Raw genomic sequence first — 17135 nt, forward strand, 5'->3', positions numbered from 1 at the left:
TTCCCTTGCGCGAGGTTTCTTGCGGTGGTCCAATCGACTCGAGGCGTAGAGGAGATGGAAACGGCGAAGGAGACTCTGGGAGGCGGCGAGGTACCGCGTCGCGTTATTAAGCGCTACTCCAATCGGAAGCTCTACGACACGAAGGACAGTCGTTACGTCACCCTGCAGCAGATAGGGGAGATGGTCCGGGCTGGCGAAGAGGTCCAGATCATCGACAACGCGACCAAGGAGGACAAGACCGAGGTCACGCTGGCGCTGATCATCTCGGAAGATCTCAAATCGCAGCCGCGCTCGGTCCCGCTCGGCACGCTGAGAGATCTGATCCAGGAGCGCGGCGAGCGGCTGCTCTCGCAGCTGCGCGAGGGCCCGATCGGCCGGCTCATCCCCGGCGCGGTCCCTGGCGAGGGCGGCGTGGTGGCGCCAGGAACGGCGCCCGCCCCGGGGACGGAGCAGGCGACGCCCGCGTCGCCCTCGTCCCATCCGCCCCCGCCGCTCGACACGGACAGGTCGAGCCACGCGAAGGGGCGCCTGAGCGGGATCGTCGAGAGCTCGAAGCAGACGCTCGATCAGTGGCAGCAGGCCGTCGACGAGCGCATCCGCGCCATCCTCCCGGGCCTCGGGCTGGTCCGCGATCTCCAGTCCGATGTCAAGCGGCTGTCGCAGCGCATTGACGAGCTGGAGGCGAAGCTCCAGGGACGCGCGGGTGAACCCATCGAGGGCGCGGCTCCGCACCAGGCGGGCTCCGGCGCGGACGAACCCGCGGCCGAGGGTCGCGAGGGTCAAGGGAGCGAGAGCAGGCTGGAATAGCCCTGGGCGCTCCTCTGTTCCCCCGGATGAGCCCATGCCGTTCTTCTTCAGCAAGAAACCTGCGTCCGTAGCGCAGGACCTGTCGTTGGCCAGCACCGATGGTGGCCGAGCCGACGCCTTCGAGATCGAGCTGCTGGGTCATCTGGACACGCTTTACGGCGTGAGCTGCCGGATGACGAAGAGCTCGACGGAGGCGGAGGATCTGGTCCAGGACACCATCGTCAAGGCGATGCGCGCCCGGGATCAGTTCGAGCCGGGCACCAACCTCAAGGCCTGGCTGCTTCGGATCCTGACGAACACGTTCATCAACCGGTACCGTCGCGGGGGCCTCGAGCGAGGCATCTTCGACGGCCCCGACGCCGAGCCGCTCACCGATGCGTGGGTCGGCGCGACGACGATGCGCGCGATGCGCGATCCGGAGACCCAGGCGCTCACGCCGCTCGTGGAGGCGGAGGTGCAGCGCGCCCTCGACGCGCTGCCGGAGGAGTTCCGGCTGGCCGTGGTGCTGTCGGACATCGAGGAGCTGTCCTACAAGGAGATCGCCGAGGCGATGGGCTGCCCCATCGGCACGGTGATGTCGCGCCTGCACAGGGGCCGCAAGCTCCTCCAGAAGACGCTGCGCGAGCACGCGGTCCTGATGGGCATCGTCAGCGAAGACGCGGCGAAGGACGCGCCCGCCGACCTGGACGCGTACCGCAAGCGGAAGCGGGGTGCCGCATGAGCGCTGCGAAATCGATCGAGAGCTGTTCGCGGTTCGACCACGCGCTGTCCGCCTACGTCGACTGCGAGCTGGATCCGGACCACGCCGTCGATCTGGAGTCCCACCTCGTCCAGTGCCCTCCGTGCTTCGAGCAGGTGAGGCTCTTGCGCTCGCTGCGGGCGAGCCTGAAGCGGGCGCGGCCGTCGGGGTGCCCGGACGCGCTGCGGGCGCGCGTCGCCGCGGCGGTGGCGCACGAGCAGGCGCGCGACGCGGCGCAGTCGGCCGAGGCGAGGCCCCGCCTCGTGCACAGGGGGTACGCGTTCGCGCTCGCCGCGGCGGCGGGCGTCGTCTTCGTCGTGGGCGTGGCGCGGCGGCCGGACGCGACGGCGGAGGCCGCGAAGGTGGACGCCGCGAGGGCGGCGGCCGATCTCACCCGCGCCGAGAGCGTCGAGGTCCTTCTCGACGATCTCGTCACCCAGCACGCGCAGCCGCTGCCGCCGGAGACGACCAACCCGGAGGACCTCCCGCGCTTCGATCCGTTCGTCGGCGTCCCGGTCCGCAGGCCGCAGTTCCAGTCGATACCGGCGAACTTCATGGGCGCCCGCGTGCACACGATGCGCGATCGGCGCGCCGCGCTGCTCCAGTTCGTGGTGCGGGGCAACCACCGCGTGACGGTCTACATGTTCAACTCGCGCACGGTCCCGGTGCAGAAGGCGCAGCCGATCCTGCAGCCGCGCGTCGTGCGCGAGCGCCCCGTCTACGTGGGCAACATCAACGGCTACTCGGTCGCCGCCGCCGAGCGCAGCGGCGTCGGCTACGCGCTCGCCTCGGATCTCGGCGACGACGTCAGCACGCAGCTCGTCCTCGCTGCGATGCAGTGAGCGCGCCGGCGCTCGCCCCATGGCGAGCGCCGTCCTCTCCCTCCCTCCCTCGATAACCCCGACCACCCCCTACCGCGAGAGACCGCATGCGCTTCGTCTTCGTCATGGATCCGCTGAGCCGCGTGACGCACGACAAGGACACGTCGTTCGCCTTCATCCGAGCGGCGCAGGCGCGCGGCCACGAGAGCTACCACTGCTTGCCGCGCGACCTCTCGATCGAGGGCGGCGAGGCGCACGCCTCGGCCTCGCCGCTGCGCATCGGCGACGCGCCCCCGTTCATCTCGTTCGCGGGAGGCCCCGAGCGGATCCGGCTCGCGGACGTGGACGCCATCTTCATCCGCAAGGACCCGCCGTTCGATCGCAGCTACCTGTACGCGACGCTGATCCTGGAGCGCGCGCGGCGCTGCCCGCTCATCGTGAACGACCCCCGCGGGCTGCGCGACGCCAACGAGAAGCTCTACGCGCTGAACTTCCCCGAGTGGACGCCGAGGACGCTGGTCACCGCGGACCGCGAGCAGATCCACGCGTTCGTGCGCGCCCTCGGCGGCACGGCGGTGATCAAGCCGCTCGACGGCGCGGGCGGCCTCGGCGTGCTGCAGATCAACGAGCGCGACAAGAACGCGCGCGCCATCGCGGACATGATGACGAACGAGGGGCACCGCCTCGCCATGGTCCAGGAGTACCTGCCCGCCGTCGTCCACGGCGACAAGCGCGTCCTCTTGCTCGACGGCGAGCTGCTCGGCGCCATCCTCCGGGTGCCCCGCGACGACGACCACCGCTCGAACATCCACGTCGGCGGGCGCGTGGTCTCGACGGAGCTCTCGCCGCGCGAGCTCGATCTCGTCCGCGCGGTCGCGCCTCGCCTCCGCGCCGACGGCCTCTTCTTCGTGGGCCTCGACGTCATCGGCGAGCGCCTGACCGAGGTGAACGTCACGAGCCCGACCGGCATCCAGGAGCTCGGGCGCTTCACCGGCGCGGATCCGGCGGCGAGGGTGATCGCCTGGGCCGAGGAGCGGGCGCGCGGCCAGGCCGCGCGCGCGTGAGCCGCCTCGCTCCGGAAAGTTGGCCCGGAGCGCCCGCCTCTGCGAAGGCTCCCCCATGGGCGAGTCATTCGAGCGGTGTGCCGTGTGCAGCGACGGCGAGCAGGGTGATCGGGACGGCGGTGCGCCCGGGGATCCTCGCGCGAGGACGCGGATGGCGCGCGTGGTCATCCAGGGGCGCTCGCTGAGCCTGTGCCGGACGCACGCGGCGACCGTGGCTGCCGCCATGCCGGAGACGTTCGAGGAGATGCGCGCGCTGTTCGTGGGGCTCCAGCGCAGCGCGCAGCCGGCGCAGCGCGATCCGTCCATCGAGCGCCGCTCCCCCATCGCGCGCCGCAGCCCCGAAGATCGGCGCGTCTTCCCCCCGCGGCCGGAGGGCCGGCGGATCGGTGCAGGACGCCGCGCCAGCGATCCGGGGGAGTGATCGCGACCATCGCGCCGGCGCCCTCCTCGCGCCGATCTCCGGAGCGGCGCCCGCTCTCCGCGCGGAGCGCCGGAGGCCGCCGGATGCGCGCGACGCGTGGTAGGTTCTCGCCATGAGATCCCGCCGGCGCGTCGTCATCGGGCTCGGGTCGAGCCTGGGTGATCGCCTGGCGACCCTCCGCGCCGCCATCGCGGCGCTCGGCGCTGATCCCGATCTCGACGTCCTCCGCGAGTCGTCGCGCTACGAGTCGCCGCCCGCAGGCGGCCCGCCGCAAGGCGATTACGTGAACGCAGCGGTGCTCGTCGCCACGTCGCTGCCCGCGCGCCAGATCCTCGATCGCACCCTCGCCGTGGAGCGCTCGCTCGGGCGGACGCGCCCCGATCCTGTGCGATGGGGGCCGCGCACGATCGATCTGGACCTGCTCTGGATCGAGGGCGAGGTCGTCGCGGAGCCGGATCTCGAGGTGCCTCACCCGCGGCTCTGCGGCCGTGTGTTCGCGCTCAGGCCGCTGCTCGACGTCGCCCCCGACGCGCGCGACCCTCGCACGACCGTCGCGTACGCCGCGCTCCCCGAGGCGAGCGCGCCCATTCGCAAGCTCGATCCGATCTGATCGGCGCCGCAGCGGCGCGCGCGCGGCGCTCAGCGCGAGCGCGGGGGGCCGGGAGCGGCGCGGGATCGGAGGCCGGCGCTGCCGCCGGCGTACGACGCCGCGCTGCCGATCGTGACGACCACGACCAGCAGCAGCGCCCACCCCAGCGCGCCCGCCGGCGCGCCCTCGGCGAAGGCGAGCGCCCAGGCGAGCGCCGCGACGACGGCGCCGCTCGCGGCGGCCTCGCGCCGCCCGGCCCGCCCGCCGAAGCGCCCCACGAGGTAGCCGCCGGCGACCCCGGCGAGCGCGAACGCGATCACGTTGAGCCCCACCATCGCGAGCCGCACCGAGCCCTGTGCCCCGGCGTCCCCCGCCCGCTCGATCATCCGGCGCAGCAGCGTGTTGACGAGGCCCGCGAGCGGCAGCCACGCGATGAAGATCGCCACCGTGCCGAGCGCGATCCAGTGCCACGGCGGCCGGTCCTCGCCCTCGTCGTCGCCGCTGCTCTGCAGCACGGGGAGCTTGCGCTTCTCCGGCGATGCCGCGCCGCCCCGAGGAGGCGCAGCGCCTGCCGCGCCGCTGCCGACGACCGGGAGGCGTCGCTTCGGCGCGTCCCCCATGGCGTCAGCTGGGCTTCGAGGTCGGGGGCGGCGCGGCGGCAGGAGCCTTCCGCCAGAACTTCCGCGCTTCGTCCTGCTGGCGGACCAGCCGCCGCTGCTCCTGGATCAGGCCGCCGTAGGCGCGAGGCACACGCGGATCCTTCGCGAGCGCGTACAGGACCTGGAGCGCCGCCTCGGCGTCGTCCGTCGCGCGGTGCGCCTTCTCGAGCGAGATCCCGAGCCGAGCGGCCATGTCGCCGAGGGCGCGGCTCTCCTCGTTCTTGTAGAGCTCGCGGGCGAACGTGAGCGGATCGACCCAGTCGACCTCGCGCCGCATGGCGGGCGGCGGCTCGTTCGGGCGCATGCCCACGCGCTCGAGCTCGGCGAGCAGGAACGAGCGGTCGAAGGTGGCGTTGTACGCCGCGGGGATCGCCCCCTTGAAGCAGGCGAGGATCTCCTCCGCCACCTCGGCGAACGACGGCTTGCCCTCGACGTCCGCGTCCTTGATCCCGTGGATGGCGGTGCTCTCCGCGGGGATGGGCCGCCCCGGGTGGATGAGCCAGTTGTAGCGCGTCAGGATCTCCCCGGAGCGGCCGATGACGATGCCGAGCTCGATGATCCGATCGCCCGCCGGATCGCGCCCCGTGGTCTCGACGTCGACGAAGGCGATGGGCTGGTCGATCCAGGCGCTGCCCGCGTCGATCTCCGATGCGACGCCGACGGCGCGCACCTTGAGGAGGTGCGCGATCCCAGGGTAGTGCCGGCCCGTCGGGAAGCAGCCGCACGGGTCGGCGACCTTCACGGCGTCCTCGGCTTGGCGGGCTGGGCGGGTGCAGGCGAGGTCGCGGGGCGCGCCGCGCCGCCCGCCGGCGCGCTGGTCCCGGCGGCGGGGGTGGCGCTGACCGCGGGGGTGGCGCTGGCTGCTGGGGTCGCGCTGGCCGCGGCGATCGCGCTGCCGGAGGGCGACGCGTCGCCTGGCTTCGGGGGTGCAGGCCGCGGCGTCTTGCCGAGGAGCTCCAGATCGAGCTTGACCCACGCCTCGAGATCCTCGCCCGGGTTCGAGAGGAGCTGGAGGTTGACCTCGCGGCCGTTGATGAAGACGAGGGGCGTCCCCTCGAGCCCGACCCCGTCGGCCTGCAGCTTGTCCTTGTCGATGCGCGCCTTCGTGTCGGTCGAGACGAGATCGGCGCGGAACTTCACCATATCGAGCTTGAGCCGCTGCGCGTAACGCTCGAGGTCGGCCTGCTCCAGCTTGTCCTGGTTCTCGAAGAGGAGGTGGTGCATCTCCCAGAACTTGCCCTGGTTGAGCGCGGCGGTCGCCGCGCGCGCGGCGGGCTCGCCGTGGACGTGCGCCGAGAGCGGGTAGAACTTGAAGACGAGGCGCACCTGCCCGTCGAAGCGCTTCACGAGCCCCTCGAGCAGCGGCGCCATCAGCCTGCAGAACGGGCACTCGAAGTCGGCCCACTCGACGATCGTGATCGGCGCGTCGGGCGGCCCCATCTCCGGCGAGCCGTCCGTGGCGAGCGTCTTCACCTTGTTCGCGTCGAAGCGCATGTGGAACGCGTCGTCGCGCTCCTTCTTCGACCGGCCGTCCTTGACCAGATCGAGCAGGAGCTGCGCGGCGGGGAGGCACGCCTTGCACGGGCGCTGCTCCTTCACGCACTGCGCGATGCTCACAGGCGTGTCCGTGCAAGGGGAGAGGAGCTCGGAGACCTGTGCCCCCCACTCCCGGCGCTCGCGGGGAGTCAGCGAGGAGGTGTCCACGCCCGGCAGCGAGACCGACACCTCCGGGCTCGCGGCCGGTTTGGGCTCGTTCGAGCTCGGGTTCCCAGGACAGCCCGTGGCGCCGATCGCGAGCAACGGCAACGCGAGGAGCGGCGGCATCCAGCGCAGGAATGACATCGCGGCGCGAGCTTAGTCGGACCCCTTGCGAGATGCTAGCGCGGGTGTAGCGTCAAGAGGTGCGGAGCGTCCTCTACCGCTTCCCGGATCTGCAGCAGTTCGAGCAAATCGTGTGCGATCCGGAGGAGCGTGACCTCGAGCTCGGACTGCCCGCGGGGGAGGTCGTGGCCGATGGCGAGTGGGTGCTCGCCATCTTCGAGCTGGGCGAAAACCGCCGCGCGACGTCGGCCGCGGCGTGCGCGTCGGTCTCACCGGAGGGGGCGAGGCTCACGTTCGAGCCGCGCGACTGGCATCGCCTCGCCCACTTCGCGCGGACGGAGGCGCCCCGCCCCGGATCCGTGCCCGACACCGACGCCGCGGCGCTCCTCCGCGCCGCGGACGGGGCCGGGCCCGCCGCGTCATCCGGCGTCCAGGGCGCCGGCCCGGCGGGCCGGGCGCCGCCGCCCCCTGCGCCGCCTCGGCTGAAGGGCAAAGGCTCGCGGGTCCTCGTTGTCGACGACGACCCCCACATCCGCGAGCTCCTGTCGGCGATGCTCGAGGCGGTCGAGCTCGCCGTCGTCGCCGTCGCCAGCGCGGAAGAGGCGCTGGCGCGGGTCCGCGGCTCACCGTTTCACCTCGTGGTCCTCGACTGGAACCTCCCGAAGATGACCGGCATCGACCTGTGCCGGACGCTGCGGCAGGAGCCCGGGCTCCGCGATCTCCCGGTCCTCTTCCTGACGGCGCACGCCTCCTCGCAGGACATGGTCGAGGCCTTCGCCAGCGGCGCCGACGACTACATGGTGAAGCCCTTCCGCGCCCCCGAGCTGGGGGCTCGCATCTTCAGCCTGCTCCGCCGGACGCGGCGCTCGACCTCCTGAGGAGCGTCCCCGCGGCGCAGCGGCTCCGCCGCGACGCGAGTTCGCGCTCGGGCGCCGCGCTCGGATTCCGCGCTCAGATTCCGCGCTCAGAAGGCGACATCGACGTTGACGTTGATCACGCCGATGCTCTGCGCGTAGTGCCCGCCGGAGTCGGGAGCCCTCGAGTTGGGGTGCAGGCCCGCGGTGATGCTGTCCCCCGTGGTGTCGCGGCTGACGTAGAACAGGTGGGTATACGACGCGGCGAGGTGCAGCTGCTTCGCGACATGGAAGCGCCCGCCGAGGGCGAACGAGACATCGTGGAAATCGACGCCCGATGGATCCAGGGTCTCGTCCGGAACTGCGTTGGAGTCGTACCCGACGCCGCCGAAGACCTCGATCGCAGGCCGCGGCCAGTGGCTCCAGCCCGCGCGCACGCCGAACGTGTCGTTCCAGCGGCGGGGGATGTTCTGCACCACGCGGGCGCCCTCTCCGGCGAAGCCGTCGCGGTCGATCTCGCACGCCGCGCCGACCTGGGTGAGGCACTGGTTTTCCATCGAGCTCCACCGCGTCCAGTCGCCGAAGAGCCGGACCTCGAAGCGCTCCGCCGGGACGAAGCGGGCGCCGAGCCGCACGATATCCGGCAGGCCCTGGTGCAGCTCCACGTCGTTCGGGGAGCCCGACACGCCGCTGAAGCGGTTGGTGAGCGTGCCCTCGAGCGACTCTCCTCCCGTGACGTTCGGCCGCGACTGGTACGAGGCGCCGATCCAGAGCTGCTTCGGCGCCGCCTCGATCAGCGCGCCGACGCCGAAGCTCGCGTGGAAGCCGCTCACCTCGAGCAGCGAGCGCCCCTCGGTCGCAAGGAGGTTGTCGCCGGAGGCGTTGCGGGCACGCACGGTGTTCACCTGGGTCCGAATCAGGTTGCCGGAGAGGCCGAGGCTGAGCCGGAGCGCCGGGATCTTGTAGGCGGCGGCGAGGGTGAAGAACATCGCCTGGAGCGAAGACTCGATGGAGTGCCAGCGCTGCACGCCGTCCACCGGCCCGGCGAGCTCGCGATTGCCCTCGAACGCCGCGTTCGTGTCCCAGGACGCGGCGCCGCCGAAGGGCACATAGACGCCGGCGCCCAGCGCCAGATCACCGAGCCTGGCCGACGCGCCGAGCATGGGCGCGGCAGCGACGTTGAACAGGCTCGCCTCCCCCGTGTTCGCCCGCGGCACCGTCACGTCATCGGTCGCCGCCGCCGAGTGCGTGTAGGACGCGGCGCGCAGCGCGATATTTCCGTCCAGGAACAGATGAATCCCCTCGCTCTCGGCGAGGCCTGCGGGGTTGTAGTAGACCGCGGTCGGATTGCTCGTGATCGGGTTGCCATGCTCGCCGCCAAACCGCGCGGTCGCGAACCCACCGGCGAGCGCGGATCCGGTCCAGGCGAGACCGCCGAGGAGGCCGACGGAGATCGCGAAACAGGGGCGGTTGATGAACATATCCGGTGTTCTCGATTCTGAAGGCGGAGGAATGCGGCGCCTGCGGCGGACCCTGCATGGTAGGGTTGCAACACCTGCCACGTCGGGGAAGGTTCTACCCGATCAAGTCAAATGTCACCTTTCGCACGGTGTCAAATGCTTTTCTCCCGCACCATCCTGACAACGCTCGCCTCAGCTGCCCTCACCACCACGGCGCTCCTCATCGGCTGCGCCGACCCGGCAGGCAGATACGATGACTTCGAAGCTCGCGATACCACGATCCGCGAAGACCAGAGCAGCGGCGGTGGTGGTGGCAGCGACGGAAATGGCGGCGCTGGAGGCGGCGGGGACAACTGCCTGCCGGAAGCGGGCGCCGTCGACGGCGATTTCCTCTTCAGCCTCTCGGCTTATCTCAACCCGCGGGCCCCTTTCCTCTTCGTGGCCAGCCTGACCACCGAGGCCAGCGACGGCGGCCTGAGCTTCTCGCTGACCTTCCAGCCGCTCGTGGCCGCCGATCGCAGGACGCCCACGGGCGAGCCGTTCGATGTGGGTCCCTTCGAGCTGTCCGCCGATGGGACGTTCACCGCGCAGCTGCCCACGCTCGTCGTGCCGGGCGACGCCAACCCCATCTCCGGTAGCGAGCTCGAGGCCACCATCACGCTCACCGGCTCCCTCTGCGCGCCCGCCGACTTCATCTGCGGCGTTGTCACCGGCAGCGCGGCGAGGCCGATCCCCCTGAACCTCAAGGGCTCCACCTTCGCCATGGAGCGAATCGCCGATCCGAGCAGCTACCCGGCGCCGGTCATCAACTGCAAGAGGGACCCGGCGAACCCGCTTCCGTGAGCGCCCGGTCGGGTCACGCCGCGGCCTCCGCCGCGGCGGCGCCTTCGAGCTCGATCAGCGAGATCTCGGACGGCGCGCCGACGCGCATCGGCGGCCCCCAGTAGCCCGTGCCGCGGCTCACGTAGATCTGGCTGTCGCCGTGCGAGGACAGCCCGGCCACGTAGGGCTGGTCGAGCCGCACGAAGAAGTTCCACGGGAAGATCTGACCACCGTGGGTGTGGCCGCTGAGCTGCAGGCCCACGCCCCGCTCCGCGGCCTCCAGGATCTGCTTGGGCTGGTGCGCGAGCAGCACGAGCTCGCGAGAAGGGTCCCGCCCCGCGAGCGCGCGCGCGAGGTCGGGGCCATGGCCGCGGCCCATGCCGCGGGAGCTCCAGTCGTCCACGCCGGCGAGGTCGAAGCCGTGCTCGCCGTCGCCGATCGAGACACGCTCGTTGCGCAGCACCGTCACCCCGAGCCGGCGGAGCTCCGCGATCCACGCCTCCGCGCCGGAGTAGTACTCATGGTTGCCCGTCACGAAGAAGACCCCGTGCTTGGCGCGCAGATCGGCGAGCGGCGCGGTGTGCTCGCGGAGCTCTTCCACGGAGCCGTCGACCAGATCGCCCGTGATCGCGATGAGATCCGGCTCGAGCGCGTTCACGCGCGCGACGACGCGCTCTAGCCAGGCCCGGCCGATCGTCGGGCCGATGTGGAGGTCGGTCAGCTGAACCACGCGAAAGCCCGACATGGCCGCGGGGAGGCGGCGGAGGCGGACGCGCACCGGGCGGACGGCGACCTCGCCGAGGGCGCTCGCGGCGCCGGCGACGCCGAAGCCCATGGCGAGCGCTCCGGCCGCGCCCGCGAGGGCGCGCGAGAGGAAGGTGCGGCGCTCGCCGTCGAGCGGCTGGCTCAGCAGCGCGGTGACGCCGTGGGCGCCGAGGCGGACGAACTCGGAGGTGAGCAGGAGGAAGAAGAGCAGGACGGCGAGCCCGACCCACGTGTAGACGACGCCGGCGACGACCCCTGCGATGTGCCGGGGCAGCGCGCGGGTGAGCAAGAGGCCGAGGGGCACCAGCGACGCGAGCACCACCAGGGCCACGCTGCCGACGCGGTGCCAGAGCGGGCCGAGCTCGGGTGCGCGGATCAGGCGCTGCCAGAGGTAGTAGTGGACGCCTGCCACGATGGCGCTGAAGACAGCGATGAAGACGACGAAGGAGAGGAGAGGCCGCTGCACGCGTCCAGCATGACCACGGCGGCGCGCGCCCGCCGCTCCGATCCGCGCCGGAGCCAGGTCGACAACATTTCTTAATGGATCGACGCGGCGGACAGCGGCTACGACGTGCTCACGCACACGCCGAAGCCGGCGGGGTAGATCGCGCTGCCGCCCTGGCACTTGGCGCCTGCGCCGCATTCCGGCGCCCTGCTGTCGATCCGGCAGAGCTGCTTGCACTGGTTCGTCAGCATCGAGCACACGAAGCCGGGCGCGCACGGGCACCGCTCGTCGGCCCGCCCCTCGCCGGGCACCACGCAGCTCGTCGTCCCATCCTCGCGGACGATCGTGCAGGTGAGGCCCGTCGGGCACACGCTGTCGTTCAAGAGCTCGCAGTTCATCGCGGGAACACAGACGGGTATCGGGACCGGAGCCCTCGCGCTCGCCTCGGCGATCGACTCGGCCATCGGCCGCTCGTCGCAGTACGTCCCCGCCGCGCAGCTCTCGACGTGACCACAGCAGTACTGCCGGCACACGCCGCCCTCCCCGTCGGCTGCCACGCACCCCAGGCCAGCCGCGCAATCGGCGGCGCTGTGACAAGGGCCGCCTGCCTCGAAGCGGCCCGCCGGCTGGCAGCTGGGGATCGCATCGCCGTCGTCGAGCACGAGCTGGCAGTGCAGCGTCTGCGCGGCAGGGAGCCCCGTCCCTGTGCCCGCGCCGCCGTCCGACGAGCACTCGGTCGGCTCCCCGCCCGGCGTGCAGCCATCGCCGCACAGGTAAGCGAAGCGGGTATAGGGATCCTGCGCCTCCGGAGCGGCCGGGATGTTGACGTCCTCGCTCACGACGCCGCCGGCACCACCGTTGCCGCTGGCGCTGCCGCTCGCGGGCGGTGGGCTGCCGCCCGATTGGGTCGACGCGCTCTCGCCTCCCCCACTCCCGAACGCCGCCCCGCCGTCTTCGTCTTCGTACCGACCCGCCGAGGCGCCGTCCATCGAGCACGCGGAGAGCGCGAAAACCCAGGCCGCCACGAGGCCAGAAAGCAGACGGGCGTGGTGTGAGCTCATTCCAGGACTATCAGAAAAACACAAGCGGAATGAGCGTATCATGTCGCCTCCTGCATTCACAGAATGTGCCGATTCTGTGTGTCGTCGCCAATGCGCCGAGCGCAACCTGGGTGAGGACGCCGTCCTGCGCGCCGCGAACACGGGTGCACCTCGCCTGCGGGCACCCCTGGCGCAAGCATGACGCCCGTGTCGCACCGAGCGCCGGGCCTCGCGCGATGGTGTGTGATGGCGCCTACCGCGCCTCGATATCGCGGGTGACCACGTTGCCCGCGCTGTCATAGGCGCGCACCGCGAGCAGGTGCGCTCCCGGCGGCACGATCGCGCCGAGATCCGCCTCAAACGGCTCGACGGCCTCGTCGAAGACGCCGTCGCTCGGGAAGATGGGCCGCCACTCCTCCAGGCCCGCGATCGAGACCTCGACGCGCGCGACCGGACCGAGGCCGTCCGCGACCTCGCCCGTGAGCCGGCGCCCCTGCAGCGCGAGCGCCCGGAACACCGGCGGCGTGTTGTCGACAAGGACGGTGCCCGACTCGAGGCTGTGGCGCAGCGTGCGCTCGGGCGGGTTCGCCAGCTCGTCGCTCGCCTCGACGAGGATGCGGTACTCGCCTTCCGGAAGCGCGGTCGTGTCCCATACGTGCTCGGCGCGCGTCACCTTCTCGCCCGGCTTCAGCAGGCTGCGCCAGGTCGACTGCCCCTCCATCCGGTAGGAGAGGCGGTAGCGGAGGTCGTCCTGGTCTGGATTGTCGACCTTCCATGTCAGCTGGAGCGCGCTCACGGGCTTCGGCGCCTCCCCGCCCGACGGCGGGAGGTTCGAGCGGGAGGGCTTCGTCTGCCCCTTCGGCGCGGCCTCGATCGACGTGACCACGGCGCGCGCGTTGTCGGTGACGAACGAGAGCTTCACCTCGCGGAGCACCGCGCCCGGATCGCGGCGCCAGCGCGCGCGGATCTGCGCGAAGCGCGCCGGCGGGCTCTTCACGTCGCCCGGCGCGGCGAGCGCTGTGGACCACGGGCTCCAGGTGCCGTCCGGCGCGTCGGTGTTTCCGCTCCGGGTCTCGAGCTCCAGCGCGCCGTCGGAGCGCCACGAAAGGCGCCCGAAGGTGGCCCGCAGCCCGGCGTCGAGCACCTTGCTCGTCCACACCGCGTCGGCCCCGCCGACGCCCTTCACCTCGTGGAAGACCGCGGGGTCGGTGGTCGCGACGAACCTGCGCCGCCCGGCCATCATGAACGCGCCGACCTGGCGCTCGTCGGTGTCGGCGACGAGCCGCGCGACGTGGTTGTCGCTCACGGTGTAGAGCTGGCCTTCCGCGCCGGTCCCGACGTACGGCGAGAGGTCGTCGCCGAGGCCGAGCGAGACGTAGTGGGTGTCGTCGTCGCTCATCATCTTCTCGGCGACGCCGCTCCGATCGAAGCGCATGAGCACGCCCTTGCCGGGCTTCGGCGCGCGCGCCGGCTGCGGCGACGGCGGCCCGCTCCGGTTGCGCTTCGGGGGGGCGAACGCCTCGGCGTACTTGTTGGCGATCGCGTAGATCGCGCCGCCCTTCGCGCCCGGCGCGATGGCGATGGCCTTCACGTCGTCGGCGTCGAAGTCGTAGAGCACGGTCGCGCGCCCGGGCGCCGTGAGCTTGTAGAGGAGCGCCTTGCCGTTCGAGCCGGCGTAGACGGCGCCGTCGTCCCCGACGGCGACGCTCATGAGGTGCGGCTCGTCGCTGTCGAAGTACACCTGGGCCTTGCCCGCGGCGTCGACGCGGAACAGCTTCCCCCCCGAGCCGGTCGCCGCGTAGAGCGCCTTCGCCCTGGGATCGTACGCGAGGCCCCACACGTCCTCGGTGTCGGGGAGCTCGGCGAAGACCTTCGCCGGACCGCCGTTGCCCGCGCCGCGCGGAAGGCGGAAGAGCTTGCCCTCGGGGAAGGTCCCCGCGATGACGTCGCCACCTTCCGCGAGCGCGAGCGCGCTGACCGCCATCTGCCCGGTCGTGGCCACGAGCGCGACCCGCCCGCCCGAGACGCTGTAGATCTTCCCCTCGTTGCCGGTGCCGAGCAGCACCGTCCCGTCCGGCAGCACCACGGAGCTCCAGATGGACGTCGCGTCCGGCAGCGGCGTCGCGCCGAGCGTCAGCCCGGCGCGCACGGCGCCGTTCGAGTCCACGCTGACGCCGGTGAGATCCCCGCCCTTCAGGTCCTCGAGCGATCGGAGCTCGAAGCTGCGCGTGCCCACCGCGTGGGCCGGCAGCGCAACGAGCCCCACGGCGGCGACGGCGGCGGCGAGGAGCCTCCGCGGAGAGGGGAAGGCGCGAAGGTGAGACGATCGGGAATGGGCAGGAGAGCGCTCTGTGCTCATGGGTCGCAAGATGGAGGGGGGGTCAGGGAGAGGGGGGTCAGGGAAGCGAGGGAGGCGGGAGACCGGCGGGCTCAGCGGAGGATAGGCCGGACCGTGACGCTCACGGAGTCTTTCCCGACCAGGAAGCGCTTGAGGGACACCGGCACCTGCACCTGCGCGCCGAAGGTCTCGGGCGCGTCGGACGCGGAGCTCGGGCGCAGCGTGTCCATCGCGCCCGGGGGGAGCCGCGAGGCGACCTTGCCGCGGTACGCCGCGCCGTTCTCCCGGAGCCGGAACGTCGCGACGACGCTCTCGGCGTCGTGGGTCTGGTTCGGCAGCATCGCCACGAGCTCGGCGACGTTGTTCGGGGTCGCCATCGGGCGCTCCACCTCGTAGCCGGGCGCGAGATCGATGTCCACCTGGCTGCCGGCGAGCTCGCGCGGCACCGGCACCTCGATGACGCGCGACTCGATGGGGCCCTGATGGGGCTGGAGATCCAGGCGGATCCGCGCGGGCGCGCCCGCCTCGATCTCCGGCTCGAGCACCTTCGCGCCGCGCAGCAGCACGACCTCGCGATCGAAGGTGACCTTCACGCGGGTGTCGACGCGCTCGATCGAGACGTCCTCCCAGGGGTTGTTGAGCAGGGCCCCCATCGCCCGGACGAGCCGGCTGCGGACGAAATCGTCGCTGCTGAGCGGGGTGCCGTTGCCGGCGCCGAAGTCGACGAGCGAGATGGTGCCGTAGCGCCCGATCTTCACCTGGCTCACCGCCCGCCAGGTCATGTCCCGCCGCTCGGCCGTCGTCGCCTCGACGGCGTTGCCGACGGCCATCGAGACGAAGGCGGGCGCGAGGAACTGATCGTGCGCGACCTCGACGTTCCACGTCGGGTGCGGCGCGCCCTCCACGCCGTCGATCTGGACGCGCATCGGGAAGACCGGCGCCTTCGCCGAGCTGTCGACGACGATCGCGGCCTGCCGATCGTTCACCAGCGTGCCCAGAGGCCGCACCGCCTCGCCGATCTTGAAGCTCCGGTTCTGGCTCGCGAGGATCCAGTGGACCCGCGCGATCGCGGCGGGGAGGTTCGTGACGCCGCCGTTCATCATGGGGTGGCCGAACGCGACAAGCTTGTCGCCCGACACGCGCGTGACCGTCCCGATGCCCATCGCGGAGATGTCGCCGCGCACGAGCTCGACGCCGATCGCCCCCCCGTCGACATACTTGGTCGGCGCGCCCGGCTCCGGGCTCGCGGACGAGCCGCCGCCGGCCTGCATCGGATCGAGCCCCATGGGGCCGAGCAGATCGCTCGCGATGCGCAGCGACGTCCCGCCGAGCCCGCCGAGCATCACCGGCGTCGAGGCGCGCGCGAGGCTGGTCGATTCGGGCGGGGCGAGCGACGGCGCGACGCGCGCGGCGATCTGGCTGGCGTGACCGGCGAGGTCGTAGGCGTCGACGGCCCCCAGGAAGCCGCGGCTCCCGTGCAGGCGGGCCGGCGCGGCGGCGCGCGGCGGCGGCGGCGTCGCACCGCCGGCGCGGCTCACCGGGGCGGGCAGCGGGCCGCCGACCTTCGGGGCGATCCCGCGCGGGAGCGGCCGCGCGAGCTCGTCGAGCATCGACTTGATCGGGGTGACGCCGGCGATCGCCTCCGCGCCGAAGAGCCAGCCGTACGCGTAGGCGCCGATCATCTTGCCGTTCAGGTAGATCGGGCTGCCGCTCATCCCCGCCACGGTGCGCGCGACCTCGAGGCGCGGGTGCTGCGTCTTGACGAGGACGAGGTCCTGGTTCGGCCGGAAATTGCGGAGCGTCGAGATGACCTCGACGTCGAACTTCTCGGGCGTGGTGCCGGAGAAGACGGTGAGGCCGTACCCCTTCATGCCCGGCTTCACCTCGGAGAGCGGCAACGTATCGGGCGGAGCGGAGATCGCCTGAGCCGCGCCGACGCCGACGGCGACGCTGCACGCCGCGCCGGCGAGCAGGCTCAGGGGGATGAGGCGGCCGTCGCGGTCGACGAGGGCGCGGGCGGCGCCCGCGATCGCCCTCGCGCTGCGGGTCGCGAGCGGGGCGGCGCGCGCTGTGAGGAAGGAATCCGGACGAAACCACGGCATGTTGCGCAGAGGCACGGGCCAAGCTTAGCCCGGATTTGGTAGCGCGACAGAGCGGGGGCTCGGGCCGCGCCGGGAGGTCGCCGCGCTGCCCAGGGTCGCCGTTTTCCAGAGGCGGGGCGCGCCGGCGACGCTAGGCTTCGCCCCGTGAAGGATATCGCGGCGACCGCGACGCTCGTCCTTTCGTTCGCCGCCTGGGTGACCACCCACGTCGCGCTCGCCGCGCGGCTCGCGCTCCGGAGCCAGCCGCGCTGGCGCGGGCTCGTCGCGCTGGTGGTGCCGCCGCTCGCGCCGATGTACGGCTTCCGGCTGGGGTGGCGGCGGACGAGCACCCTGTGGCTCGTATGGCTGATCGTGTACGTGCTCGCGCTCCTCGTCGCGCGGGCGTGAG

17 protein-coding genes are annotated in these 17135 nt (G+C 72.1%); 9 read left to right on the forward strand and 8 right to left on the reverse strand.

Features of this window, described 5'->3' with window-relative positions; all coding sequences use genetic code 11:
• Window positions 1–54 precede the first annotated feature (54 nt).
• The 6 genes from WMF45_RS41830 to folK all read left to right on the forward strand — a co-directional run bounded on the left by WMF45_RS41830 (window position 55) and on the right by folK (window position 4462).
• The gene (locus tag WMF45_RS41830) at window positions 55–807 is read left to right on the forward strand and encodes a polyhydroxyalkanoate synthesis regulator DNA-binding domain-containing protein (RefSeq protein ID WP_437711895.1); all 753 of its coding nucleotides are present in this window, start codon (window positions 55–57) and stop codon (window positions 805–807) included.
• A 34-nt stretch (window positions 808–841) separates the two neighbouring features.
• A complete protein-coding gene (locus WMF45_RS41835; RefSeq protein WP_437711896.1) occupies window positions 842–1528 on the forward strand; it encodes a sigma-70 family RNA polymerase sigma factor in 687 nt (228 codons plus the stop codon).
• A complete protein-coding gene (locus tag WMF45_RS41840) occupies window positions 1525–2388 on the forward strand; it encodes an anti-sigma factor family protein (protein WP_437711898.1) in 864 nt (287 codons plus the stop codon). Before WMF45_RS41835 ends, WMF45_RS41840 begins: the two co-directional genes overlap by 4 nt.
• Before the next feature lie 86 nt (window positions 2389–2474).
• Entirely contained in the window at window positions 2475–3431 is a 957-nt protein-coding gene (gene gshB, locus WMF45_RS41845) for a glutathione synthase (RefSeq protein WP_437711900.1), read from the forward strand.
• 55 nt (window positions 3432–3486) lie between these two features.
• Window positions 3487–3852: a hypothetical protein gene (locus WMF45_RS41850; RefSeq protein ID WP_437711902.1), complete on the forward strand. Its 366-nt coding sequence runs from the start codon at window positions 3487–3489 to the stop codon at window positions 3850–3852.
• 112 nt (window positions 3853–3964) lie between these two features.
• Window positions 3965–4462 carry a 2-amino-4-hydroxy-6-hydroxymethyldihydropteridine diphosphokinase gene (folK, locus tag WMF45_RS41855; protein WP_437711904.1) on the forward strand — a complete coding sequence of 166 codons (498 nt, stop codon included), beginning with the start codon at window positions 3965–3967 and terminating at the stop codon, window positions 4460–4462.
• A 29-nt stretch (window positions 4463–4491) separates the two neighbouring features.
• Here folK and WMF45_RS41860 read toward each other — a convergent pair whose 3' ends face one another.
• Genes WMF45_RS41860 through WMF45_RS41870 form a run of 3 tightly spaced genes read right to left on the reverse strand, consistent with a single transcriptional unit; the run spans window position 4492 to window position 6942 of the window.
• Window positions 4492–5061 (reverse strand): hypothetical protein, encoded by a 570-nt coding sequence (locus WMF45_RS41860; protein WP_437711906.1) that lies wholly within the window; start codon window positions 5059–5061, stop codon window positions 4492–4494.
• A gap of 4 nt (window positions 5062–5065) precedes the next feature.
• A complete protein-coding gene (locus tag WMF45_RS41865) occupies window positions 5066–5842 on the reverse strand; it encodes a 3'-5' exonuclease (protein WP_437711908.1) in 777 nt (258 codons plus the stop codon).
• On the reverse strand, window positions 5839–6942 hold the full coding sequence (locus WMF45_RS41870) for a DsbA family protein (protein ID WP_437711910.1): 1104 nt from the start codon (window positions 6940–6942) through the stop codon (window positions 5839–5841). The genes WMF45_RS41865 and WMF45_RS41870 overlap by 4 nt, the downstream gene beginning before the upstream one ends.
• 59 nt (window positions 6943–7001) lie before the next feature.
• Here WMF45_RS41870 and WMF45_RS41875 point away from each other — a divergent pair, with 59 nt between their 5' ends.
• On the forward strand, window positions 7002–7799 hold the full coding sequence (locus WMF45_RS41875) for a response regulator transcription factor (RefSeq protein WP_437711912.1): 798 nt from the start codon (window positions 7002–7004) through the stop codon (window positions 7797–7799).
• 86 nt (window positions 7800–7885) lie between these two features.
• Here WMF45_RS41875 and WMF45_RS41880 read toward each other — a convergent pair whose 3' ends face one another.
• The gene (locus WMF45_RS41880) at window positions 7886–9256 is read right to left on the reverse strand and encodes an OmpP1/FadL family transporter (RefSeq protein WP_437711914.1); all 1371 of its coding nucleotides are present in this window, start codon (window positions 9254–9256) and stop codon (window positions 7886–7888) included.
• Window positions 9257–9391: 135 nt separating this feature from the next.
• Between WMF45_RS41880 and WMF45_RS41885 the strand changes: the two genes are divergently transcribed.
• Window positions 9392–10078 (forward strand): hypothetical protein, encoded by a 687-nt coding sequence (locus WMF45_RS41885; RefSeq protein WP_437711916.1) that lies wholly within the window; start codon window positions 9392–9394, stop codon window positions 10076–10078.
• Between the two features lie 13 nt (window positions 10079–10091).
• Here the strand turns inward: WMF45_RS41885 and WMF45_RS41890 are convergent, their stop codons facing one another.
• From WMF45_RS41890 to WMF45_RS41905, 4 genes are all read right to left on the reverse strand, one after another.
• On the reverse strand, window positions 10092–11288 hold the full coding sequence (locus tag WMF45_RS41890; RefSeq protein ID WP_437711918.1) for a metallophosphoesterase: 1197 nt from the start codon (window positions 11286–11288) through the stop codon (window positions 10092–10094).
• Window positions 11289–11386: 98 nt separating this feature from the next.
• A complete protein-coding gene (locus WMF45_RS41895) occupies window positions 11387–12292 on the reverse strand; it encodes a hypothetical protein (protein WP_437711920.1) in 906 nt (301 codons plus the stop codon).
• Between the two features lie 268 nt (window positions 12293–12560).
• Window positions 12561–14666 carry a hypothetical protein gene (locus WMF45_RS41900; RefSeq protein ID WP_437711922.1) on the reverse strand — a complete coding sequence of 702 codons (2106 nt, stop codon included), beginning with the start codon at window positions 14664–14666 and terminating at the stop codon, window positions 12561–12563.
• Between the two features lie 71 nt (window positions 14667–14737).
• On the reverse strand, window positions 14738–16762 hold the full coding sequence (locus WMF45_RS41905; RefSeq protein WP_437711924.1) for a SpoIVB peptidase S55 domain-containing protein: 2025 nt from the start codon (window positions 16760–16762) through the stop codon (window positions 14738–14740).
• 129 nt (window positions 16763–16891) lie between these two features.
• On the opposite strand from WMF45_RS41905, the gene WMF45_RS41910 reads away from it, so the two are divergent.
• Window positions 16892–17134: a hypothetical protein gene (locus tag WMF45_RS41910; RefSeq protein ID WP_012240189.1), complete on the forward strand. Its 243-nt coding sequence runs from the start codon at window positions 16892–16894 to the stop codon at window positions 17132–17134.
• Window position 17135 lies beyond the last annotated feature (1 nt).

Origin of the sequence: Sorangium sp. So ce448, from assembly GCF_051520915.1 — a bacterium.
In the GTDB taxonomy this organism is placed as follows: Bacteria; Myxococcota_A; Polyangia; order Polyangiales; family Polyangiaceae; genus Sorangium; species Sorangium cellulosum_B.

Coding starts and splice junctions, on each gene's coding strand:
- gshB (WP_437711900.1), top strand. CDS start 2,475: ATGCGCTTCGTCTTCGTCATGGATCCGCTGAGCCGCGTGACGCACGAC.
- WMF45_RS41880 (WP_437711914.1), bottom strand. CDS start 9,256: ATGTTCATCAACCGCCCCTGTTTCGCGATCTCCGTCGGCCTCCTCGGC.
- WMF45_RS41830 (WP_437711895.1), top strand. CDS start 55: ATGGAAACGGCGAAGGAGACTCTGGGAGGCGGCGAGGTACCGCGTCGC.
- WMF45_RS41835 (WP_437711896.1), top strand. CDS start 842: ATGCCGTTCTTCTTCAGCAAGAAACCTGCGTCCGTAGCGCAGGACCTG.
- WMF45_RS41870 (WP_437711910.1), bottom strand. CDS start 6,942: ATGTCATTCCTGCGCTGGATGCCGCCGCTCCTCGCGTTGCCGTTGCTC.
- WMF45_RS41885 (WP_437711916.1), top strand. CDS start 9,392: ATGCTTTTCTCCCGCACCATCCTGACAACGCTCGCCTCAGCTGCCCTC.
- folK (WP_437711904.1), top strand. CDS start 3,965: ATGAGATCCCGCCGGCGCGTCGTCATCGGGCTCGGGTCGAGCCTGGGT.
- WMF45_RS41840 (WP_437711898.1), top strand. CDS start 1,525: ATGAGCGCTGCGAAATCGATCGAGAGCTGTTCGCGGTTCGACCACGCG.
- WMF45_RS41900 (WP_437711922.1), bottom strand. CDS start 14,666: ATGAGCACAGAGCGCTCTCCTGCCCATTCCCGATCGTCTCACCTTCGC.
- WMF45_RS41860 (WP_437711906.1), bottom strand. CDS start 5,061: ATGGGGGACGCGCCGAAGCGACGCCTCCCGGTCGTCGGCAGCGGCGCG.
- WMF45_RS41850 (WP_437711902.1), top strand. CDS start 3,487: ATGGGCGAGTCATTCGAGCGGTGTGCCGTGTGCAGCGACGGCGAGCAG.